This window comes from Hymenobacter aerilatus (genome assembly GCF_022921095.1).
GTDB classification, from domain to species: Bacteria; Bacteroidota; Bacteroidia; order Cytophagales; family Hymenobacteraceae; genus Hymenobacter; species Hymenobacter aerilatus.
Map to the genome: position 1 here is coordinate 101,194 of NZ_CP095054.1, position 22,996 is coordinate 124,189.

21 protein-coding genes are annotated in these 22,996 nt (G+C 59.9%); 9 read left to right on the plus strand and 12 right to left on the minus strand.

All coding sequences use genetic code 11. The annotated features are described in order from the left end of the window. Positions 1-245: 245 nt before the first annotated feature. Positions 246-848, plus strand: a complete 603-nt coding sequence (locus tag MUN82_RS22055; protein ID WP_196294814.1) for a hypothetical protein — start codon at positions 246-248, stop codon at positions 846-848. 31 nt (positions 849-879) lie between these two features. On the opposite strand, the gene MUN82_RS22060 is transcribed toward MUN82_RS22055, so the two are convergent. The 6 genes from MUN82_RS22060 to MUN82_RS22085 form a co-directional block, all read right to left on the minus strand. Then, positions 880-1,194 (minus strand): hypothetical protein, encoded by a 315-nt coding sequence (locus tag MUN82_RS22060; protein WP_196294815.1) that lies wholly within the window; start codon positions 1,192-1,194, stop codon positions 880-882. A 56-nt stretch (positions 1,195-1,250) separates the two neighbouring features. Then, entirely contained in the window at positions 1,251-1,745 is a 495-nt protein-coding gene (locus MUN82_RS22065; protein WP_196294816.1) for a hypothetical protein, read from the minus strand. A 75-nt stretch (positions 1,746-1,820) separates the two neighbouring features. Next, on the minus strand, positions 1,821-2,156 hold the full coding sequence (locus MUN82_RS22070; protein WP_196294817.1) for a hypothetical protein: 336 nt from the start codon (positions 2,154-2,156) through the stop codon (positions 1,821-1,823). A 32-nt stretch (positions 2,157-2,188) separates the two neighbouring features. Continuing rightward, positions 2,189-2,518 carry a hypothetical protein gene (locus MUN82_RS22075; RefSeq protein WP_196294818.1) on the minus strand — a complete coding sequence of 110 codons (330 nt, stop codon included), beginning with the start codon at positions 2,516-2,518 and terminating at the stop codon, positions 2,189-2,191. 10 nt (positions 2,519-2,528) lie between these two features. Further along, positions 2,529-2,819, minus strand: coding sequence for a hypothetical protein (locus MUN82_RS22080; protein WP_245097721.1), 291 nt, complete (start codon positions 2,817-2,819; stop codon positions 2,529-2,531). Between the two features lie 8 nt (positions 2,820-2,827). Further along, complete coding sequence (locus tag MUN82_RS22085) at positions 2,828-3,172, minus strand: hypothetical protein (protein ID WP_245097724.1); 345 nt, start codon at positions 3,170-3,172, stop codon at positions 2,828-2,830. A 1,298-nt stretch (positions 3,173-4,470) separates the two neighbouring features. Here MUN82_RS22085 and MUN82_RS22090 point away from each other — a divergent pair. The 8 genes from MUN82_RS22090 (at position 4,471) to MUN82_RS22125 (ending at position 15,956) form a co-directional block, all read left to right on the plus strand. Beyond that, entirely contained in the window at positions 4,471-5,613 is a 1,143-nt protein-coding gene (locus MUN82_RS22090) for a replication initiation protein (protein WP_196288757.1), read from the plus strand. A 65-nt stretch (positions 5,614-5,678) separates the two neighbouring features. Next, on the plus strand, positions 5,679-10,718 hold the full coding sequence (locus tag MUN82_RS22095) for a hypothetical protein (RefSeq protein WP_245097727.1): 5,040 nt from the start codon (positions 5,679-5,681) through the stop codon (positions 10,716-10,718). Between the two features lie 23 nt (positions 10,719-10,741). Further along, a complete protein-coding gene (locus MUN82_RS22100) occupies positions 10,742-11,986 on the plus strand; it encodes a hypothetical protein (RefSeq protein WP_245097730.1) in 1,245 nt (414 codons plus the stop codon). 455 nt (positions 11,987-12,441) lie between these two features. Further along, entirely contained in the window at positions 12,442-12,582 is a 141-nt protein-coding gene (locus MUN82_RS22105) for a hypothetical protein (protein ID WP_179225616.1), read from the plus strand. An 88-nt stretch (positions 12,583-12,670) separates the two neighbouring features. Next, positions 12,671-13,582 (plus strand): LysR substrate-binding domain-containing protein, encoded by a 912-nt coding sequence (locus tag MUN82_RS22110; protein WP_073285409.1) that lies wholly within the window; start codon positions 12,671-12,673, stop codon positions 13,580-13,582. A gap of 283 nt (positions 13,583-13,865) precedes the next feature. Next, on the plus strand, positions 13,866-14,936 hold the full coding sequence (locus MUN82_RS22115; protein WP_230687945.1) for a YeiH family protein: 1,071 nt from the start codon (positions 13,866-13,868) through the stop codon (positions 14,934-14,936). Positions 14,937-14,998: 62 nt separating this feature from the next. Next, positions 14,999-15,661, plus strand: a complete 663-nt coding sequence (locus tag MUN82_RS22120) for an MBL fold metallo-hydrolase (protein WP_073285406.1) — start codon at positions 14,999-15,001, stop codon at positions 15,659-15,661. After that, the gene (locus tag MUN82_RS22125; RefSeq protein ID WP_044518453.1) at positions 15,642-15,956 is read left to right on the plus strand and encodes a DUF202 domain-containing protein; all 315 of its coding nucleotides are present in this window, start codon (positions 15,642-15,644) and stop codon (positions 15,954-15,956) included. Before MUN82_RS22120 ends, MUN82_RS22125 begins: the two co-directional genes overlap by 20 nt. Positions 15,957-16,057: 101 nt before the next feature. Here the strand turns inward: MUN82_RS22125 and MUN82_RS22130 are convergent, their stop codons facing one another. The 6 genes from MUN82_RS22130 to MUN82_RS22155 form a co-directional block, all read right to left on the minus strand. Next, positions 16,058-17,530 carry a beta-propeller fold lactonase family protein gene (locus MUN82_RS22130; RefSeq protein WP_208305958.1) on the minus strand — a complete coding sequence of 491 codons (1,473 nt, stop codon included), beginning with the start codon at positions 17,528-17,530 and terminating at the stop codon, positions 16,058-16,060. Between the two features lie 107 nt (positions 17,531-17,637). Next, positions 17,638-18,867 (minus strand): hypothetical protein, encoded by a 1,230-nt coding sequence (locus tag MUN82_RS22135; RefSeq protein WP_208305957.1) that lies wholly within the window; start codon positions 18,865-18,867, stop codon positions 17,638-17,640. A gap of 111 nt (positions 18,868-18,978) precedes the next feature. Then, positions 18,979-20,385 (minus strand): YncE family protein, encoded by a 1,407-nt coding sequence (locus tag MUN82_RS22140; RefSeq protein WP_245097732.1) that lies wholly within the window; start codon positions 20,383-20,385, stop codon positions 18,979-18,981. Between the two features lie 133 nt (positions 20,386-20,518). Beyond that, positions 20,519-20,785 (minus strand): CopM family metallochaperone, encoded by a 267-nt coding sequence (copM, locus tag MUN82_RS22145; protein WP_218823227.1) that lies wholly within the window; start codon positions 20,783-20,785, stop codon positions 20,519-20,521. A gap of 318 nt (positions 20,786-21,103) precedes the next feature. Next, the gene (locus MUN82_RS22150; protein ID WP_044518450.1) at positions 21,104-21,883 is read right to left on the minus strand and encodes a LytR/AlgR family response regulator transcription factor; all 780 of its coding nucleotides are present in this window, start codon (positions 21,881-21,883) and stop codon (positions 21,104-21,106) included. Beyond that, positions 21,880-22,992 (minus strand): sensor histidine kinase, encoded by a 1,113-nt coding sequence (locus MUN82_RS22155; RefSeq protein WP_082017271.1) that lies wholly within the window; start codon positions 22,990-22,992, stop codon positions 21,880-21,882. The genes MUN82_RS22150 and MUN82_RS22155 overlap by 4 nt, the downstream gene beginning before the upstream one ends. Positions 22,993-22,996 lie beyond the last annotated feature (4 nt).

Consider the following 22,996-nt stretch of genomic DNA (forward strand, 5'->3'; position numbering starts at 1 on the left):
GAAACTACCAAGCCCAATTAGCCCTTCTCGGAAAAAAGGACGAGTGGTAAAAAGTCGGCGGTGAAGTGCAGAAACTGGCTACGAGTGGTAGCCAAGTTGGTGCCTGAGTTATGCGTTTACTGACTAAAAACTAGTATTCCCCGACCGCACCAATAGTCTCGACTTGCGGCCTCTGTATAACTTGCCGCGAAGCAGGAACATAGCAAGGGGTTCCAACTCTACAGCCAATCAAGTAAACTTATACAATGAGTTGGATAGAAGCGAAACACCGACGTTCAGAGGAAAAGGCTGAACTTTTGCAAAGTGCAGAACTTGAAAAAATAAGGTTAGCCCGGAAAAGACTGTTTGAAAAGCTTTCAGCACTCGGCTATGATAATCATGGATTGTCAATTGAGGAGGTTGATGTAACCTATCTTTTTTTGTCAAACGATACTGATTGTTCTGATTATGGAACAGATACTTATCGGTTGGCAAAGGAGCTTAACGGTCGTGGCAGAATCCTGAAACTAGAAACGCTCAGCCCGTCCATGCTGCATCAACATGGCCTATATGCGCATCTGGCTAATTCCCCCGCATCATCTGGCTTCCCTACTGCATGCAGCTACTCAACAGCGCTCAAGGCTCTTCTAGAACTTGAAAGGAAATACCAATACAAGTCTGCTCAGGTAATTGAGGCTTCCACTGTGTATATTACTTTCAAACACGAAGGGGCGACTAGTTTCGTCTCAACGGATGAAATTATGCCGGACGGGTCACCTCGTCAAGTAAACAAGCAGTTACCCATCGTTTGCGATAAGGATTATTTCAATGTGAGGACGCTCTTCTTATTGGTGAGCACACAGCATTAGTCCGAATAAATGCTGGTTAAGTTCATCACAATCAACTTACTTCTGGCTGATTTTTTTTAAAGCGCGGGCGGCCCAACGCCGGCGCAGGCGGCTCGATGGGGTTGTCCATCTGCTTCTGGGCCAGCTTGGTCATCGTAAGCAGGTCGGACTTGGCCAGCTCGGCCACCTTCACCAACTCATCCAGCGTGAAAGTGCCGGGCTTGGCCATACGCACGTTGAGCGTGTTGTGTGAGATGCCGATGTGCTTGGCCGTGTCGCTGCGCATGCCCAGGGCGTGAATCAGTTCGGCCAGCGAATTATAGGAACTTGGTTTGAGCATAGCCGGGGCCGCAAAGAGGTCTAACACGAGCAAAGATTAGTCAATTTTTGCAACATTACGGCCCCGGCCGCCCCGTAGTTCGGCTATTCAAAAAAGGTGGGTGCCTGGTAGCGGAGTATCTCCGCCCCGTCCGGCTCGGTGATGCGGTCGAGGTAGACCAGCACGTTGCCGTCGCGGGCCTGGCGCTCATCGGCGCGCTGCCAGACAGCGTACAACTCGGCGTAGGGGAAGAAATTCATCTGGTCAAAGCCGCTGGCGAAGCCCTGCACCATTTCCGCCACCTGCTCTCGCTGCTCGTGGGATACCTCATTGTAGACCCAACGCAGAAAGTCCGCCGTGTCGGCCGGCAGGTCGAAGTAGGCCACCGTCTGCGGCACCGTGTGGCTGCCCATGTAAAGCAACAGCTCCCAGAGCCGGTAGTGGTCTTTCTCCCGCTGCCAGTACTCCACGATGTCTCGGCGACCAGCTCCCACGGGCTGCCCGGCAAACTTCATCGTGCCGGGGTCGGCTTCGAGCGCTTTGCGGAAACCGTAGTCGGTAACCCAGTCCTTTTTTGTGAGGTTCTGAAAGTTGTACATGCGGGGCGAATAGTCAGGCGTTAGGGAGGCAAGTTAAGGCAAAGCCAGAACTGAAAAACCACTTTTTATAAGCGGCTATTCTAGCCTCAAGGTGGGTAAAGGGATATCCCACTCGCGGTAGGCGGTGGTATAGCGGTCGGCCACGATGGCCAGGCGCTCGGGCTGGTCGTCGCGCTTTATCCAAACGTGCGAGCTGCCGCAGTGCACGCAATAGCCAGGCCCCAGCAGCTGGCGGGCCGGCTCGGCAAACTCGCGCAGGTCGGCCGTATCGGGCGCAGCCTCGATAAGCTGCCGCAACTGCTCCAGGCGCTGCGCTTCGGTGGAATCGGTGGGCTGCTGCTCGACGGTCAGATAAGCCAGCTGCGGGGCAAAAACGGGGCTATTCAGGGGGTGCTGAGTGGTTGGGGGCATGGCAAGAAGAACAAATGAGAGAAAATGGCTACCTAACGGGTGCTGCTGCTGGCCAGCTCCCGCGCCAGCAGCAGCACCCGGGCGTTGTGGAAGGCCTGGCCGAACACGCCGCGCTGGTAGTCGCGGGCCAGCTGGCCCACGTTGGCAAACTCGTAGCGCAGGCCGGTATCGCCCAAAGGCTGCAGAAACTGGTCGGCCTCTTCGGCGCTGAAGCCGCTTAGGTCGCGCCCGTCGCTGAGCAGCAGCTGCACGCCGGGGCGCTCGTGTCGGCCCCGCTCGTAGGTGGTGTATATCAGGCCCACGGCCCGCTCCCGGGCATAATACACGGCTTCGCCAACAACTAAATCCTGGGATTGGGGCATGGCATGGGGGTTAAAGCAATAGGAAGGAAAACTGACCGCCCTGGTCCTCACGGGTAGCCCGCAGGGCCTCGCGGCCGATGGGGCGCACGGCCCGCACCAGGGCGTTGAGCACGTCGAAATCGGCTTGGGTATCGATGCGGAGCCCGAGCCGCTGCGCTACCTCGGCGGTCAGGCCGTCGCTGTCAAGGCCTTTGCCCAGCTGCAGCATCAGCATTTCCACGTCGGTAATAGTGGCAATGACCCGGCTGCGGTACTGGTTCCAGCCCGGGTGAACGATGGTGGGGGCCTCACTGGCTTGCATATTGGGCGCTAGAGATGGGTGTCGTAGCCCGTGACCGAGGTAAAGAGGGCGGGCAAGTCCTCCCCGTACACCATTTCAAACGTCTGCTGGTTGGTAATGACCGGCTCCCAATCGACCAGTTTCTGGTGGTAGAATTCCACCTTGTAGGTGTCGGTGGGCATGAGGGTAATTTTCAGGCGGTTCACCTGGGCTTGGTTGCGGCGCAGGTCCATGCGCAGCCAGGGATTGGGGTTGCTGGCCGTCCGTCCGGCAGCCATGAGCTTGTCGGCCCCGGTCATCACCAGGAAGCGACGGCCGCCTAACTGCGATAAAATGGTGTAAGCTTCTTCGACAATTTCGGGCTTGGCGCTCATAAGCAAAAGGCTGTTTTATTGCGTTGCGGACACTAATTAAACGCAAAAACCGATAATAATGTTTCAGTTTTATTTAAATTAAAGTTTCTATTATTGACTAAATCGATAGGATTTATCTATGCTCACGTATTATTATCCGTCCGTAACCCTTTCCAGCAACTTGGCATGGTCGACTAAGGCATCTGGTTCGGATTCAAAACCCACATTGTGGCTTCTGTGGGCATCTGAATCTGCTGATTATGCGCAGTATAAAACTGGTGATTTCAGCACAACAGCACAGGGCTAAGTCTTATAGCTAAGTGTCTGTTATTTTGTACTTTGATTGTGTTTAATTGGTACTTTCACAACTAACTAATAATTCAATTTTATTAATAATAAAGTGTCAAATTATGATGGTTTAGTCTGACCTGTTGGCCCATGCATTGATTTTTCCCTCTTGTTCATTTTTAAGTCAGCTTCTCAGCGTTTTTCTGGGCCACTATCGCCATAATGATGCCCAGGGCTTAGTTTTTTCGTTTTCAGTGAGCAATCTGTTAGTCGGATGCTATTGAGGGGCTGCCCGGCTGGGGTGGGCGCTCCAGAAACTGTTGCTGCTGCTTGTTTTCTGAGTTGATGATGCTTATTCCAGTACTTTAGCAGTACAAGAAGAAGTTATCAACTTGTAATAATAGTATAAAAAAGTAGAAAAGTGCAATCCCGTTTTTTTACTTTTTTAAACTCTGTTTTTTGTTTTCCTTTCGGCCCATATGCCGGTGGGGTATATCCCTTCGGTCCTAAATGCTTTCTCTTGGTCGACAGACTAAATAGTGGTCTTTTACTGATTAGTTAAAAAGAACATACTAGTTTACTATAAGGAGTAAACGGCCAAAAGCTAAGTTCTGGACAGGTAAAAGCTAAGGTTTGGACAGGTGCTGCAGTTTCAAAAGCTAAGTTCTGGACAGGTTTTCGCCATAAAATAGTAAGTTCTGGACAGGTAAAAAGTAAGGTTTGGACAGGTGGGTTATCCACATTGTTCGCTGGCTTCGACAGCTGCTGCAGGCTACTAAACTGAATAAACTAAGGTTTGGACAGGTATGCGGCTCGGTATAATTGCTTCCTGATAGGGGGCGTTTGGCTGCGCTGGGTGAATAAACTAAGGTTTGGACAGGTAGTGTCAGCAGCTTCCCGACCCGGCTTGCCGGCGGGTGATTGGAGCAGAGGCAAAGTAAAAGGTAAGATAGGCAAAGTAGTACCTTACCTTTTTAGCCGTTTTGGTATATCTTGCGTATGCTTCCCACCGCTACTTGCTGCTTAACTCCATGGCTGATAAACGTATCTCCCGCGTCCCGGCGGCTCCGATGCTGGAGCTGGACCTCAAGTACGAGCCTGAATACCGGGGGGAAGTCAAGCAGCACTGGAACGTCACGTTTGCCCACCAGAAGAAGATTTCGGTGTACGGCAAGCGCATCATGGCCCGGGTGATTGACCAGATTCGGGACAACGACTACCAGCTACGGGATTTCTACCAGCTGCACATCTCCTCCATTCTGGAGGGCACTGACATCGAGCCGGAAACGGCGTATTCGAAAATCAAGGGGGCGCTCTATGAGCTGGCCGACGTGAAATGGGAGTTTGAGAGCATCGAGAAGAAGGAATGGTACTTCCGGCACCTGCTCGACACCACCCGCGAGCAGCGCGTGGGCTACAAGGACGGCATTATTACCATCCTACTCAACCCGCAGCTAGCTCCTTACCTGGTGAAAGCGGCCCACTTCAGCAAGTTTCCGCTACACGGCTACATGAACCTGAAAAGCTGGTACAGCATGCGGTTCTTCGAAATCCTGGCCGCCTGGCAGGACAAGGGCTACTGGGAAGTACCCGTGGAAGAGTACCGGCAGTATATGGATTGCTGGTACGAGTACGACAAGCGCGGGCAGGTGAAGAAGGGCAAGACCGGCAAGGCGCTGATGAAGTACCCCAACACCATGCTGCTTATTGCCAACACCATGAAGGAGCCGGAAAAGGAGCTGGCCGGCACCGACTTCGAGTTCACCTTCACCCCCATCTACGAAACCACCCGGCCCACCCGGGGCCGGAAGAAGATTATCCGGTTTCGGTTCGAGTTGAAAAAAGGGCCGACGCTGAAAGACATTCCCGCATCCTGGCTGGAAAACGCGGCCACCGGCAGCATCATCGCCCGGCTACGGGATTGGAAGGTGACTGATGCTAACATCGTCAAATACGCCCCCATTCTCAAGCAGGAAGGTGCCCTGGAACTACTCAAAGCCTGGGAGCTGAAGAACCGCTCCAACCGCCACATTGATGACAAGCTGCGCTACTGCAACGCGGCCTTCGTGCGGGCCGGCAAGCAGGCACTGGAAGATGCCAAACAAGCCAAAATCGACGCGAAGAACGAGGCGGCGGAAGCCAAGCTTATTGTGCAGCAGGCGCTGAACCTATAAAGAACCAGCTTGGCTTGGCCCTTCTGCGCCAGCCTGCACCACCAGCCTTTCCCCACTGACCTTTTATGCCTGACCACAGCAGCGTTTCCTCTACTGGGGGCCTGGGTACAAATTTTGAGCAGCATATCCAAGCAGCCTTTCTGGTTGGTTTGCTGACAGGCGGTGCTCCACCGTGCATCTCGGATGCGCGAATTACGGCCCTGTATTTCCAAACCACTGACCTCGGGTACTGCACCGACGATTTGCTGGTGGTGACCCAGTCGAGGCTGGGCCAGCAGCACCGGTTGCTGCTCCAAATCAAGCACAACCTGACGCTCAGCGCCGCCGAAGACAATGAGTTTGAGAAGGTAATGCGCCAGTTTTGGCAGGATTACCAGGCGGCAGACCGGTTTGACCCCAATCGTGACCGGTTGGTCATTGTGAAGGGCGGCCTCAATGACGGTGAGCGGAACCACATCAAAATTGTTCTGAACTGGGCTCGGTTTAATGCATCCAGCGCCACCTTCTTTCAGGAAGTCAGAAGGTCGCAGCAGAAGAAGGACAAGGTTGAATTGTTTCGCACGGTGCTTGCCCGGGTCAGCCACCAGAGGATTACCGACGATGAATTGTGGCGTTTTCTGCGGTGCGTAGAATTGCTTGACTACGACTTAAAGTCCACCGGCAGCGCGGACGAAGCCTTTTTGCTGCAACTCATTAATTTAGCTATTCCCAATCCTGACGTTGTAGCCCCGCTCACGGTTTGGCAGGAAGCGGTGGCTGAGGCGACGGAATTTGACAACAATGGCGGCAGTGTCGAAATCACGAGCCTTCCGGACCGGCCTTTTTACCACCGATTTACCCAGACCCGGTTGCGGCCGGTTATGCAGGCCGTCCAGCGGCTGATTGATGACAACCAAATCGTTACCCGGAGGCTCCGAAACAGGGTAGGCAACGTGACCCTCCCGCGCCAGGACGATAAGGCGGCGGTATTGCAGGCGCTGGGGCAACACCAGGTGGTCATTGTGACGGGCGGTGCCGGCGTGGGAAAGTCGGCGTTGATGCGGGACGTATTAGACCAGTATGTCACGGGCAACGGCTATTGGGCATTCAGGGCTGAGCAATTCAGCGTGCCCCACTTGGGCCAAGTATTTGCCCTGCAAGGAGTTTCGGAGCCCCTCCCTGCCCTATTGGCCGCTTGGGCCCTGCTTCCGCAGAAAGTACTTTACATTGACAGCGCCGAAAAGCTGCTTGAGGGTCCACCCGATGATGCATTTCATCAACTGCTGGCTTTGGCGGCAACGTTTGGTAAGCTCACGCTTGTTCTAACGGCCCGTCAGTATGCTGTGGAGTTGTTGATACATCGCTACCAACTCGATGACAGCGCTTGCATTACAGTGCCCTCCCTGACGGACGAAGACCTGGCCAACCTGAGCCCGCAGGTACCCAGACTGGAGCAGCTGCTTCGCAACGAAAAGCTCCGCGAGCTCCTCCGCAGCTTGAAATACCTGGATTTGGCCATTAAGCTGCTAAGTAAAACGCCGGATGATTTGTCCGCCGCCTCCCGCACTGAATTCAAAAATGAGCTGTGGAAGCACGTGGTCGAAGATGCGCAAAACCAGCAGGACGCGCTGCATTGGAAACGCGGCCGGGCCTTTGAAAGCATTGCCCTGCGGCGAGCTCGGCAACTGGCCTTGTTTGTGGGTGCCGATTCCCAGGACGATAGGGCCCTACTCGCCCTGGTGCACGATGACTTGCTGTTCCAAGACGAGGCAGAAACCGGGTTTGCTCCGACGCACGACGTTTTAGAAGATTTGGCGCTGGTCCGATTTATCCGCGGCCAGTGGAACCCAGCGCTTGGGGTAGCGGCCTTCTTCACTGCCATTGGCAGTAGCCCGGCCCTGCGCCGCAGTTTCCGCCTGTGGGTAGAAGAAGTAGCCATGGAGGAGTCGGCGCAAGTAGTAGCGCTTATTGGCCAGGTACTCGACCAGAATACGCTGGAAAAGTATTGGCTGGATGAGTCTTTAATTGCCGTGCTGCGCTCAACGAATGCGGAGGTGTTTTTCACCAGCTTTGAGCAGGCGTTGCTCGACGAGGACGCCAAGTTTTTGACCCGCTGCCTGCGACTGTTGCACACCGCCTGCACCCAGCGTACGTATTCTGCATCAGAAGAAAGCGGGGTGCTTGTTCCCGTGGGCTCGGGGTGGGCCGCGGCCCTCGACTTTTGTGCCCGGCACTTAGACCGACTCGTACTCCTGCCCATTGAAACCGTACGCCTGCTGAGCGACTGGCAGCCTGGCCTTAGCCGTTCAGCACAAGCCTTGCCCGCGGGCGCCGAATCGGCGGCGGTTGTGGTGTTCTACATTTTGGAGCAAATCGAGCAGGGCGAAGCGTACTGGCGGGCCGCTGCCCAGGGCCCGGAGTTAAACCGCCTCGTAATGGTGGCGTACGAAGTAGCCGAGCTTGCCGTGGAACGATTGCGTGGGCTGCTGCAACGCGCGCTGGCATCAACGATGGCGGAAGGCGACCAGTGGGTGCCAAAACTCTACAAGCAATTAATCAAGCTCTGCGTGTCGGGGGTAGCCACAGCCCAGCTATGCCGTCACCTGCCAGAGCTTGTCGTCGACATCTTAAACCATGAGTGGCGAGCCCAGCCTCGCCAAGCGCGGCCGGGGCATTACAACCCACTTTGGTCACAGCTCGGCCAAGAAGAGCGATTTGGCTTGACTGCGGACCTGCGCACGGAGCCGCCGAGCATATACAGCACACCCGTGTGGGATTTACTTGGCTACCGGGCCGAGATTGGGATTCCTTTCGTCGTGGACTTGGTGAACTACTGTACCCGCACGTACCAACGCCACCAAGCAGCCCACGACCCGCTGGTCGTAACCGAATTCACAACGCCCGACGGCACTATGGTCAGGCAGCCTGGAAATAGTGAGCTATGGGCGGCGTATCGGGGAAGCGGGCAACTGCCTGCGGTGCTGGAATCCGTGTTGATGAGCGTGGAGAAGTTTTTCCTGGAAATGCCCTCTGCTGCATCCTCTGGTGAGTCAGCACCGCTAAACCAGTGGTTTAATTACCTGCTAACTCATGCTGAGTCGGTAGCCCTGTCGGGCGTGCTGGCCAGCGTGGCAATGGCCAAGCAAGCGCAGCTGGAGGGGCAATGGGTTCCGCTGGTCTCCGTGCGGGCGTTTCTCGAATGGGATGCCAGCCGGGTAGTAGCCGAATACATGCCCCATTCGTTGTTGGGCGTGAACAAAAGCTTGGTGGCCCGCCGGGAGCGCACGGCCTCGAAAAAGCTTCCGCACCGCCTGGGCTTCCAGCGAGGCCTGGGCAGCTTCGTCGCCCACTATCTGCTCCAGCAGGGAGAGTTCACTCCGCAGCTGTTGGCCATCCTCGACTCGCACGACGCGGCACTGGCAGAGACGACGAGCCTCTACTGGCGCAAGTTGCTCATTGAAACAGACCCGCGCAAATGGAAAGTAACTGTTGACGAAGAGCAGCAGCTGGCCAGCATCCAGCCCGACTACGATGGCCCGGTGCAGGCGATGCTCACCGCAGACGAGCCCGAACGGGCCGCCGAAAGCCTACGGCTGCACATGTCTTCTCAGATTGGCGATTTTCTAGACGGCAAGGAAGGGGCCTCTTGGGGCGTTGACACCTGGCTGACCATGTATGCTGCATATACTCGCCCGGGTCGGGAAGCCAGTACGGATTATCGCATGGCAGGCCTAGCGTTGCTGGGGCTCCGGCACTTCAGTAGCAGCCTCGACGCAGACCATATTCGCTGGTGCCGAGACACTATTTGCTCGTGCCTGGAATTCAAGCTGGAAACCATTCACCACTACGAAACCGCGCATATGTGGGAAGAGCGGTTCAGCTTGTTTGACGAACCACATTTGCTCAAAAGCTTCGCGCTTTTATACGGCTCCGCCGCCGATGAGCCGGCCCGTCAGGAGGTAGTGTTGCTCTTGCTTCGCACGGTGAGCGCCCCACTGCCTGAACACAAGCAAGTTCACCTTTTTGCGCATCTGCGGGATACCTTCTTCCCTCAGTACCCCGACTTACTGCCCGTGGTCTGGTCCGTCTTGCTCGAATATGCCCGGCAGGTCATGCAGGCCCGTGAAGCGGGAGAGTATCGCCGAACCAACGATACCGAATATGAAGCGGCTAAGACCGCAGCCCTGACGCCGTTGTTGGCGGGACCAGCTCCAACGATTGTCCTCAACCACCTCTCCCCCACCACCCATGACCCCAGTCTGCTGGTAATTGCACTGGAGCTGATACCGCCTACTACGCAACTGCCGCTTTTAAGCGGCTACATCACGCGGCTCACAACCCTAATGGTGCAAGACCTGGGAAGGCCGAAGTCTCCCGGCTACGCTACCCGTAACGAGGAAGAGCGGCAATTCAACATCGGCCAATTATTTGGCATTAGGGGCTCATTGCCCAGGATACTGCTTTTCAGTGACATCGACCAAGCGCGCGGTTTGCTGGACCTGCTGCTGCAGGGCCTAAACCAACAGCCCGCAACTCACTACGCGGCAGGAGATGACATGCAGGAGTTTGTCGGTGCCATCCTGGCGCAGGTAATCAGGGAGCGGGATACCCTTGTTGCTGCGCCAGCCGACGCGAGGAGCACCGCCCGAACACTTCATTTCTGGCAACTCTGGGAGCACCTGCTTGCCCAACTACCTACCCCAGCCACCGCACCGCTTGTGCCGCTGGCACTGCTGGATATTGGCTGGAAGCCCACCGCTACGCACTGGCAGCCGCTTGAAAGGGGGCAAGCCTATTACCGGCGGGCAATGCAGCAAGTTGGGGCTACTCATCTGCATTCCCTGTTAAAGGTATTATCGACGGTGGGCGACAAAACGCTGTTGCCCGATGCCCTGCTGGTCGTGGTTGCCATTTGCCAAAATCATCCCGACCAGTTGCTGGCGCTGTTTCAGACCGGTCCGGCGACGGCCTTCATCGAGAGGCTGCTACAGCACCATATGCGCCGCATCAAGACCAACCCCGAACTGTTCAACGGCTTTATGTGGCTATTGGACAAGATGGTGGATTTTGGCTCCCCAACCGCTTACCTCGTGCGGGAAGATGCCGTGACTTTTAAGAATCAGTAGCACTGGCGCAGTAAGCTTCTAGTATGAGAACTGACATCTCCCAGTGGGTTATCCATTTCATTCATCGGCGAAATCCTGAGACGGACCCGATGCTCTTCGTGGCCCCCACCACCCATGAGCCGGTTGCCCATCCCGACGGCTTTACCTACACCGGTGAACCCTTGTTTGTCTCGTCCTTGTATGACGGTGACCGGGACCAGGAGCCGGATATGTCGGCGTTTGGGGTGCTCCGGAAAATTCTGCACGATGGCTTTCTAAAAGCCGGCTGGTCTTATCGACAAACCAAGTCTGGTTTGCTGCCGACCATCTACGGGCCAAAGGCAGCGGTTTGCTTCACAGAGATGCCGCTGCACGGGCTGATTGATTATGCGACATCGAGGAACGCAGAGTATGCCGTGCAGGGCTACGGCCTGGCTTTTTTGAGAAATGAGCTGTTTGAGGCTGGCGCTCGGCCCGTGATATACGGGACCAGTGTCCAGCACCGGGAGGCGGATAAGCGGGACGCATTCGGCGGAATTGGGCTACGCACGCTGCACTCCTCACTCGGCATTGGCCTGCGAGAGCAATACCGCTACGTGGCCACCAACCTCACCCGAAAAATGGATTGGACGCACGAGCGGGAATGGCGTTGGGCCGATGTGCATGAGCGGTTTGAAGAGCCTGGCCTCCCCTTCTTCCTCCAGAATAAACATCACGGCTTCAGCAAGCTAATAATCCTGGTTCAGACGGATAAAGAAGCGGAGCAGATTGTGGAGGAATTGCGTAATCAATACGATGCCGGCTATAATGATTTCGACCTGGAGTACAATAAAAAACTGATTACCAACACCTCCGTTCTATCCGTTGAGTCGCTCGGCCGACTGTCAATCAATCTACAAACGGTACGGCTCGATGACTTACCATTGCGTGCCATCCCGAAGATTAAGGAGGTGAAAGTCAGCGACGCAACGCTCGAAAAGGTAGCCGCCGCCGTTGCCGAAGCTCAACGAAGAGCCCACGCCGCCTCGCAGGAGCTTTACACCAGAATTGGTGATGCGGGCATCGCCGGCTTTTCTAACCTATCTACCCACGACGGGCATTCGGAGATTACCCAGGCACTGCTTCAACTTGGCCACGCTGATGCAGCTGGAGGCAGCTATATGCTATATGGAATCACGAGTTTTCCGGTTCAAAGCATCGACGTCAACGAAGCCGGGGCCCGGGCCGCCGCTGCCTATCTGAGCGAAGCACTGGGACAACCCTTTTATGTACGGACGTTCTGGGACTAGTGGCCTTGGTTAAAAGTTTAGTACAAAGGTTAAACGCCCTTTGCCAAATTAGAACGGACGTTGGGCAGTAAGCTGTGCTAATGCTGCTGCGTCAGCGTCACGCTCTGGTTACCCTATACCTGCTTACTACACTCATTTGGTTGGCCGTAACTTGAGCCGTTGCTGGTACTGCGCCAGCGTACGCCGTACCTCGCCGACGGAGTGTAGACCATTGAGGGAGAGATAAGGAGTTTGGTCTGGATGGTAAGGGAGGCGGCCGGCACGGCTCCGCCCGGCGCACCGAAACACCTGTGTCTGCCACTCCGAAATGCGTCCGACCAATTTCTCGCCTACTTCGTGTCTATCAACCTGCTGCACCTCGGCGTAAACCAGCGCCTTGGGAAGGTAGTATCCGCTTCGTCAGGCTTTCGCTGGGCCTCGCCTCGCTGTACTATATCGGCCTCTGAAAAGCCGAAGTGCCTGCCCCATTCGATTCCAACTCCATTCTTGCCACCGTCATCATCGGCCCCGACGGCCAGGTGGTCACCTGCCACGACGGCATGGCCGCGTACTACACCCCCGAGTTCAAGGCCGCGCTGGAGAAGCTGGTTCGGTAAGCGGCGTTGGCAGGGTGGGCGGATGAGTGCCCGAAATGAGCGGGGAGGGTCCGCCCCGAGGTTATAGCAAACTGCCTACCTTGCCGCCATGTCCGATTTTCGTCTGCGCGTATTTGCCACCGTGGCCCGGCATCTGAGCTTTACCAAGGCCGGGCAGGAGCTGTTTGTGAGCCAGCCGGCCGTCACCAAGCACATTCGTGAGCTGGAAGCCCAGTACGGCCAGCGCCTGTTGGAGCGGCGCGGCAACCGCGTGAGCCTCACCGAGGCCGGCCGCCTGCTGCACGCCCACGCCGATGCCGCCGCCGCCGCCCAGCAGCAGCTCGAAGACCAGCTCCTGGCCCTGCGTGACCCCGAAGAGGCCGCCGGCCGCCTGCGCCTGGGGGCCAGCACCACCTTGGCCCAGTACGTGCTGCCGGGGTTGCTGCCCGCCTTTCAGGCCCGCTACCCGCAGGTGCAGCTCTCGTTCCTGAACGCCAATTCCGAGCGCATTGCCGATGCCCTACTACGCGGCGAGCTGGATTTGGGCTTTGTAGAAGGCCGCACCAAAAGCCACGACCTGCACTACGAGCCGTTGCTGCCCGACGAGTTGGTGGCCGTGCGCCGCGTCGCGCCCGGTTCCCCGCTCGCCACGCCGCTGTCCTTGGCCGAGGCCCTGGCCCACCCGCTGGTGTTGCGCGAGCGGGGCTCGGGCACGCTGGAAATTCTCGAATTTGCTCTGCGGGCGCAGCACATTAAGCTCAGCAGCCTTTCCGTAGCCCTTTACCTGGACAATACGGAAGCCATCAAGCGCTACCTCGAAGCCGCGCCGGCGGCCCTGGGATTCGTGTCGCGCCGGGCCCTGGACCGCGAGCTGGCGGCTGGACTGCTCGAAATCGTGCCCATCAAAGGGCTGCACCTGGCCCGGCAGTTCGAGGCACTCTGGGTGCAGGGACAGGTGCTGGCCCGGCCGGCCCAGCGGTTTCTGAGCTTCGTGCAGGGGCAATTCAAGGGGGCCAAATAAAGGCTGGCGATGCCGGATAACCATTCGGTGTCAGCTGGCAGCGGCTGTACTTATACAGCAGGAGGTGAACCGGGTGGTTCGTCCAACGGCAGATTGGCGATGGCACAGGTCTGCCGGTGCCGTAACAACTGCTGCCACGGCCATCCGGGCGGCTCAAGACTGGCGGGAATGCAAAAATCAGCTATTCTATAAATAACTTTTGGTTATGCAGGATAACACGATTGGATAATCCTTTGCGTAGGGGTCGCCGTATATTTGCCTCAGAAACAACCCCCTCCCGCTCATGGCACTCCCGGTTCATTCCGCAACTCCGCAAGCCCCTGATTCGCCGCTCGCTCCCGCTCCGGCGCAGGAACCGGCCGCTCCTGAATTCAACGAAACCACCGGCTTCTTCCGCCACCTGCACACGCCCCGCGTGCTGTTCGGGCAGGATTTCACCCTGAAGCAGGTGGTGTTCGTGCTGTTCTTCGTGTTCTGCCTCACGCCCTGGGCCTCGCCGCCCATTGCCCTGGCCCTGGGCTTGGTGCTGGCCCAGACCATCGGCAACCCCTTCACTACCCAAACCAAAAAGGCCACGGCCAAGCTGCTGCAGTTCTCGGTTATCGGGCTGGGCTTCGGCATGAACGCCCACGCGGCGGTGCAGGCCGGCAAGGAGGGCATCCTGTTCACGGTGGTGTCCATCTTCGGCACGCTGCTGCTGGGCCTGGTGGTGGGCCGGTGGTTGGGGCTGGGCCGGCACGTGGTGCATCTGATTTCGTGCGGCACCGCCATTTGCGGCGGCTCGGCCATCGCGGCCATCGGGCCGGTGCTGCGGGCCAAGGACGAGGAGATGTCGGTGGCCCTGGGCACGGTGTTCGTGCTCAACGCGCTGGCCCTGTTTGCCTTCCCGCCCATCGGCCACGCGCTGGCCATGACTCAGAACCAGTTCGGCCTTTGGTGCGCCATTGCCATCCACGACACCAGTTCGGTGGTGGGCGCGGCGGCCGCCTACGGCAATAAAGCCCTGGAAGTAGCCACCACCGTGAAGCTGGCCCGGGCCCTGTGGATTATCCCGATTTCCATTGGCACGGCCATGATTTTCAAGCAGAAGGGCGTCAAGGTGAAAATTCCCTATTTCATCTTCGGCTTCATCGCCGCCATGCTGCTCAACACCTTCGTGCCCGCCGCCAAGCCCCTGGGCCCGGTGATGGTGAACCTGGCCAAAATCGGCCTCACGGTGACGCTGTTTTTCATCGGCGCGGGCCTGTCGGCCAAGGTGGTGCGCTCGGTGGGCATCAAGCCCTACGTGCTGGGCATCCTGCTCTGGTTGGTGATTTCGACTGGCTCGCTCTACGTGATTCTGCACACGGTATAGCGCAAAGCGCACGGAGGAAGTTGGACTACCGAAGCAGCTATAACAACCTCATTTTCAATGCCATGCGCATCACCAAATACATTCATTCCTGTTTGCTGTTCGAACTCGACGGCCAACAGATTCTTTTCGACCCGGGCAAGTTTTCCTTCATCGAAGGCTTGGTGCACCCCGAGGTTTTCAAAGACGTATCGGTCATCATCATCACCCACAACCACCCCGACCACCTCGACGTGGCGGCGCTTCAGAAAATCGTGGCCCTGCGTCAGGTCATTATCATCTCTAACCGCGAGGTGGCAACCGAACTGAAAGCGCACGGCCTCACGGTGCAAATCCACGAGGAAGGTCGCCTAGACTTGGGCGTGTTTCAGCTGCTGGCCCTTCCGGTGCAGCACGAGGCCATTCTCGACAGCCCCTTGCCGCAAATGACCGCCTGGCTGGTGAATGGCAAGGTGCTAAATCCCGCCGACTCTTTTGCTAACAATTTGTTGCCCTTCGCGGGGGTGGAAATGCTCCTGCTGCCCGTCACCGCGCCTTTTCTCACGGAGCTGGTGGTGGCCGATTTCGCCCTGAAAATGCGTCCCAGGCAAATTTTGCCCGTACACGACGGCTACCTCAAGCCCTTCTTCATCCAGCAGCGCTACGAGAACTACGGGCCGTATTTTGAGAAGCACGGCATCGTGTTTCACCGGCTGGCCGAACCGGGCGATGCCATTACCCTCCCGTAGCCTACTCCCTTATGCCGCTACCCCCCCCACCAACCCACTCGCCCTCTCGGACCGGCTGGCCCTGCAACGGACCCGGCTGGCCAATGAGCGCACTTTGCTCACCTACGTGCGCACCAGCCTGGCGCTGGTGGGCTTCGGGCTGGCGCTCCTTCAGTTTCACCCCGAGCGGGGCGGCCGGTTGGGTTACTCCGCGCTGGCGGTGGCGGGGCTGGTGCTGACGGTCGGGCTGCTGCGCTTTCGGGCCCATTGCCGGGAATTGGCGGCCTGCCAGCTAGCAAGCGGCGAAGGTAGTTGAGCAACAAAAAACCCCGGTGCTACCCGAAGCAAAAGCGTTTGCGCCCCTAAAAAAGCCCCTGATGCGACATGCACCAGGGGCCTTCTTGGTCAGCAGCCGGCTTACGGCTGCGTGAGCGTGACCGCGCCGGCCGGGTTTTTGTCGCCGAGCACCACCACGGCGAACCGGCCTGCCAGCCGCAGCCGAATCTGGTAGTAGGCGTTGACTTCGACTGCGCCACCATCATCGGTTTTGAAGGAAATGACCGGCTCCGGGGCCACCAATGCGGTTTTGCTGTCCGACAGGTACAGGGTGTAGGTGGTGTTGGCGGCCAGCTGCTTGAGGGCCAGTACCATTTCGTCGAGGTCTTCGGTGGGGCGGATGGTGGCCCCGCCGCCCACGCCGGGCACCGGCTGCGTACCCACGGGCACCAGGCGGATGTTCACCGGCGTCACCGGCGTGAAGGCTTCCAGCCCACTGGCGCCGGGGCTGCCACCGCCGGCTTTCACCACGTAGAGCAGGGCCTGCGGGGCCTGGCCGCTGCCGGTTTCGGTGAGCTTGGTGTTGGTTTTGGTGTCGATGCTGACCAGCGCGTCGCCGTTTTCCAGGCCCACGTAGAGCTTGCTGCCGTCGCCGTTGGGCCACACACCGTGCGGGTTGGCCCCCACCGGGATAGTGGCCAGCAGCTGGCGCTGGCGCGAATACACCTTCACCGCGTTTTCGCCGCCCACGGTTACGTAAGCGAAGTCGCCGGCGCTGGCCCCGCTGAAGCGGGTGCCGCCGCCGGGGCCGGCCATGTTCACATGGTTGGTGCCGGGGCCGGTGTCAATCACGCCTTCCACGGCGTAGGTCTGGGCGTTCACCACGGTCACCTTGCCCACGTCTTTGTGGGTCATCCAGACCTGCTGGCCGTCCTCGGTCACCACCAGGTTGGGCGAGAACTTGCTCACCACCGGCACCCGGGCAATGACCTCGCGCTTCTTCACATCAATTACGTCGAGCGTAGCGGTTTCGGAGTGGTCCACGAAGGCCACTTTGCCATCGGGCCGGAACACGACCATGCTCGGCTCGTGCTCGGTGGCAATGTTTTTCACCACCTGCATTTTCTCCACGTCAATCACCGTCACGTAATCCTTGCCGCGCACCGCCACCCAGAACTGTCTGCCGTCGGGCGAGAAAAAGCCCTCGTGGGGGTTGCGGTCCACGTACACCTTGCCCTTCACGGTGTTGGTGGCCAGGTCGATAAAAATCACCGCGTTGGTGAGCGTGGCAATCACGCCCAGCGTCTTGCCGTCGGGCGACACCCCCAGCCCGTGCACGTTCGACTCCTTGTCGTAGAGCGGGCTCAGAAACTCGGGCCGGCCCTTGCCCAAGCGAATCACGCCCAGCAGCCGGTTGGTGCTCGGGTCGTGCACCGACACGGTATTTGAGGACTGGTCGGCCAGGTACACCCGGTCGGCGGCGCTGGCTGCGATGGGGCCGGGGTCGGGCGGAATGACCATGTCGGGCTCGGTTTCCTCGCTGTTCTTTTTCGAGCAGGCCCCGAGCAACAGCGTGGCTGCCAGGGCCCAGGTGGATAAGGTAGTGATGCGCATGGAGGGATGAAATGGTTGGGAGAGGATGATAAAAAACGAAGGCTGGCTCGTTATGAAACGGGCCAGCCTTCGGGCCGTTGCGGGGCTACCGTACAAGCTTCGGGACCTTAGCGCGGAGCCGGCGTCAGCAGCTGGCCGTTTTCGACGGAGCTGATTTGCACCACCTGGGTGGCGCTGCCGGTTTTACCCGCCGCGTCGGTTACGGCGGCTTTGATGGTGACGCTGGTTTTGCCGCCCAGCTGCAGGGTGCCGCCCACGCTCCAGCCGAAGGTGGTGCGCACGAAGCCGCTGGGGTCCAGCTCGCTGCCGGCCGTGTTGAACACCGGGGCCAGGTTGCCGCCGGCCGGAATCACGTTGCCGTTGGGCTGAAGCAGAGGCACGTCGAAGGTGACCTTTAGACCCGGCGCGTAGCGGTTCACGCCGGCGTTGGATTGCGTCTTGTCCTCAATCGTGCCGCGGTCGGCGGCGGGTTTGCCGAAGGTGCCGTCCCCGTTTTCGGCCACGTTGATGCCGTTGCGCGACTTATCGAGCGCCGACACCTGGATGAAAAAGAGCGCGCCGCTGGTGGGCGGGGCCGGCAGCACACCCGCCGTCTGGATGCCGGGGCTGATGCTGGAGGGAGTGCGCGGGGCAATCATGGTCACCGTGGGGCCATCGGGGCTATCCACCGTGCCGTAGGTGATGGGTTTGGGAGCAGGCGTCAGGGCCTCGCCGCTGATGACCCCGCCGGGGCCGGGGGCCACTTTCAGCAGGCGGGTGGCCGTGGCTTTGCGGCCGGCGCGGTCCGTTACAGAGGTAGTGAGCGTGCAGCTGGTGGTGCCGGCGGCCACCGATTCCAGCACGTGCCAGCTCACCCAGGTGGTTACGCCGGGGCCGGGGGTGTCGTCGGTACCGGCGATGTTGAAGAGCGAGGCCAGATTGGTGCCCTTGGGAATGGTGCCACCGTCGGGCTTAATCAGGTCCACGTCGAGGCTGGCCGTGAAGCCGGGCAGGTTCACGTTGGGCTGGCCCAGGGCGGCGGTGTTGCGGATGTTGAGGCTTTCCTTGGTCGGGATGGCCACCGTGTCCTTGGTCACGATTTCCAGGTTAATGGCGAAGCCCGTGCCGTTGTAGTCGACCGTGGTGGCGTTGCCCAGCCGCCCGCCGGGCATGATGGTCGCGCCCTCTACCGGCGACACGATGTTGAGCACCGGCGGCGCGCTGGTGTCAGTGATGGCCTCATTGTCCTTCTTGCAGCCGCCGAGCAGCAGCGCACACGCCGCCACCGGCAGCAAGAACCGCTTGAGCGACTGCGCCCGGGAGCTGATACCAGTGGGTTGATTGAAAACAGGTTGCATGGTGTAGGGTTGTGGTTACAAGTGAATTCAGTTTAGGTTAGCTCGGCATTGCCGCGTGGATGGTTGCCCCGGCGGCCAGTATTCGCCGTCGGACGCCCAGTCCAAGCCGGACTATTCGGACAGTAAAGCGGGTTCACCGTCAGCGGCTTTAGGTGCCACGATTACCCGCGAAAACTTTTTGCCCGCTGGGTTCAGCTCGCCGCCCGCGATGCGCTGCACCGGCCCCAGCGCTTGGCCCATAGCCCCGCCTTTGGCGTCGGTGCGCACGGTGGTCAGGGCGTAGTCGCGCGCGTAGGGCGCTTTGGTGCCGCTGGTCAGGAAGATGTCGTAGTCGGTGTTCGGCGTCAGGCCGCGCAGGGCGAAGGTGGCCAAATCCACCAGCCCTTCCGAGCGCAGCGTCATGGTGCCGGTGGCGGGGCCAGCGGTGGGCGGCTTGAGCGTCCGCACCACGGCGGGCTGGTCCACCAGCTGCTGGCCCAAGCCGGTGGCGGCGGCCGCGCCGGCGGGCACGGCGTTGGGCACGTACATCAGCGCCATCGGGGCCTGGCCTACCTTGATTTTGGCCAGCACCCGGTTGCTGGCCGTGCTGACGGCCACGGCGGAGTCGCCGTTTTCCAGGCCCACGTACATCCGGCTGCCGTCGCCCGAAGGCCAGATGCCGTGCGGATTAGCCCCCACCGGAATGGTCGCCAGCTGCTGGAAGCCCGGGGCGCGGCTGTACACCTTCACTACGTCCTCGCCGCCTACGGTCACGTAGGCCAGCTTGCCGGCCGCCACATCCACCGTGGCCACGTGGTTGGTGACGGGGCCGGTGGTGAGCACGCCGCTGATGGTGAGCGTCTTGGTATCCAGCACCGACACCTTGCCCACATCCTTGTGGGTGAACCAGATTTGCTGGCCGTCTTTGGTGGGGAAGATGTTGGGCGAGAAGGGGCTCACCACCGGCACCTTTTTGATGACTTTGTAAGTGGCCACGTCCACCACGGCCAGCTCGGGCGAGAAGCTGGAGCACACAAAGGCGCGCTTGCCATCGGGGCTGAAGGCAATCTGGCCGGGGCCGTTGGGCACGGGCACACGGCGGGTTTCGCGCATCGTGGCCACGTCAATCACCGATAGGTAGTCCTCGCCGCGCACCGTTATCCAGGCCTCCTTGCCATCGGGCCGGAAGGTGGCTTCGTGCGGGGCCCGCCCCACGTACACACTGCCCCGGATGGCGTTAGTGGCCGTCTCGATGAAGGTCACGTTGTTGGAGCCCACCGACACCACGGCCAGCAGCTTATGGTCGGACGAAGCACCCAGGCCGTGTACCAGCGCCTGCCCCTTGTAGAGCGCCGAGAGCAAGTCGGGCTGCGGCTTACCCAGAATAATCTGGCCCAGCAGCTTGTTATCCATGGGGTCGATAACCGAGACGGTGTTGGAAATCTGGTCGGCGGTGTACACCCGGTCGCGGTGGCTGACGACCTGAGCCGCCGCCACGCTGGAAATGAGCAGCAGGCCGGGGAGGAGAGGGAATTTCATGGGATAGGGAAAAAAGAACGTCATGCTGAACGAAGTCGCAGCATCGCTACCTCTTTACTAATCAACACTTCTTCAACGAAGCGGTAGCGATGCTGCGACAAGCTCAGCATGACGGTTTAAACGGAATTAGGTACTATTTGCCAGGATTCTGCGTGCCCACGGGGTGCTGTTTCAGCCAGGCAGCCATCTGCTGAATCTCGACCTGCTGCTCGGCGATGATGCTTTGGGCCAGGCGGCGCAGGGCGGGGTCCTTGCCGTACAGCAACTGCAGACGGGCCATGTCCACGGCCCCCTGGTGGTGGGGCAGCATCATGGCCGCGAAGCTGGCGTCGATGTCGTCGGGGCGGGCCCCCTCCATGCGGCGCATGCCCTCGTCCATCACCACCATCACCGAATCCATGCCGTGCTGGAAGGCGGCGACCGGGGTGCCGGGCGCGGCTGTGTGGTCCATCTTCAGGCCGGTCATGCCCGTCATGGAGTGGGTCGTGCCCGGCATTGATGTAGTACCAGCCGGGGTATGGTGTTGGGCGCGGGCCGTCGCGACTCCGCCGAAGGTGAAGGCCAGCAAAAAGAGGAAGGGTTTGGTCATGTCGTGCGCTGTTGCCGTCCCATGAGTGGGGGGCTGGTGCACTAACGGGCAACTTCCAAAAATGAACGCCCGACACGGGCCAACTGGACCTATCCCGGGGTGAACTGGCCTTCCAGGTTCCGGGCCGGCTCAGGCAAATCGCTTGAGCAGCTGCTGTACGCCGGCGCTGTAGCTGCGCGAGGAGGTGACGTGCTGGCCGTTGGCCATGCGAAACAGGTACTCGCCGTGCGACCAGTGCCTGAAGTCCACGATGTGGGCCGGGTTGACGATGCACGAGCGGTGGATGCGCAGGAACACGGCCGGGTCGAGCCGCTCGGCCAGCTGGCCCAGGGCCGTGCGCAGCGGGTAGTGCCGGCCGGCCGCGTGTAGCTGCACGCCGTTGCCGCTGGCCTCGAAGTAGCACACCTCGGCGGCCGGCACGAAGAAGCTGCGCTCCGGCAGCTTCACCAGGAACTGGTCCTGGTAGTCAGCTGCCGGGGCGGTCCAGCTGTGCAGCAGGGCCTCCAGCTCGGGGACGCGGGCCTGGTACTGGCGCAGGCGTAGCTGCTGCTGCACCCGGCGTACGCAGTCGGCAAACCGGTCGGGGTCCAGCGGTTTGAGCAGGTAATCGACAGCGTGGAGCGCGAAGGCCTGCACCGCGTACTGGTCGTAGGCCGTCACGAACACCACCAGCGGGAGCGGCTGGCCGGCTTCCCGCAGCCGGCCCAGCACCTGCACGCCATCGAGGTCGGGCATTTGCACATCGAGAAAGACGACGTCGTACGCGCCGGTTTGCAGGGCGGCCAAGGCTTCGGTGCCGTTCGCGGCTTCGCCCGTCACGGTCAGCGCCGGAAAATCGGCCAGCAGCTCCCGCAGCAGGCTGCGCGCCAGCGGCTCGTCGTCGACCAGCAGCGTGCGGATGGGCCTCATGCGGATAGATGCGTAACCCCGGCCGCTGCCAGCCGGAACGGGATGGACAGGCGCAGGCAGTAGCCGCACGCCGGGGCCGACTCCACCGCCAGGGCGTAGTCTGGGCCGTAGAGCGTAGTCAGGCGGCTTTCCAGGTTGCGCAGGCCGATGCCCCGGGCGGCGGTATCGGCCGCGCCCTGGCCGTTGTCGTGCACTTGCAGCACGAGTCGGTCGCCCTGTTTTTCGGCCCGCACGGCCAGCTCGCCGGCCCCGGCGCGGGGCGCCAGGCCGTGGCGCACGGCGTTTTCCACCACCGGCTGCAGCAGCAGGGCAGGCAGCAGCGCGCCCTCGGTATCGGGGGCGATGTCGTAGCGCACGGCTAGCCGGTCGGGGAAGCGGGTTTGCTCGATTTCGAGGTAGAGGCGCGTGAGGCGCAGCTCCTGTTCCAGGGTCACCTCCTGCTCGTCGGTGCCTTCCAGCACCAGCCGCAGAAACTGGCTGAGCTGGGCCAACATGCGCCGGGCGGCCTTCACGTCCTGGGTCATCAGGGCTGAGACGGCGTTCATCGAGTTGAAGAGAAAGTGCGGCTGAAGCTGCATTTTCAGGGCCTGCAGCTGGGCCTGCACCAGCTGGGTTTCGAGCTGGGCGGCCCGCACCCGGCCTTCGCGGTACCGCTCGCGGTACTGCACGGCGTAGGCGATGCACAGCAGCATCCAGTAGATGGGCACCCAGTTGTTGGCATTGGCCACAACGGTATGCAGGGAGAAGCCGCCCGGCGTGGCCCCGCTGCCGTGCATCACGGCGGCGTAGCCCAGGCGGTACACCAGGGTCAGGACGTAGCTAGCCGCCGCGTGGGCCAGCAGGTGCCAGAGGCGGTGCCGGCGTTCGGTGAGGTTGAAGCGGGCCGCCAGGGCGAACACCACTGGCGTGAGCAGGCCCCAAATCAGGCCGTGCAACAGCCGCCCGCCCAGGGCCTCGCGCCAGTCAGTGGGCGTGCCGGCCGAGAGGTTCTGCACAAAAATCAGCAGCACCATGAACCCGCTGAACAGCAGCCACGCCAGGGCAATGGTGGAGCCGCTCACCAGGGGCGGAGATAGTTGCCGTTCCAGGGGCCGTGCGGTCGTACTCATGCGC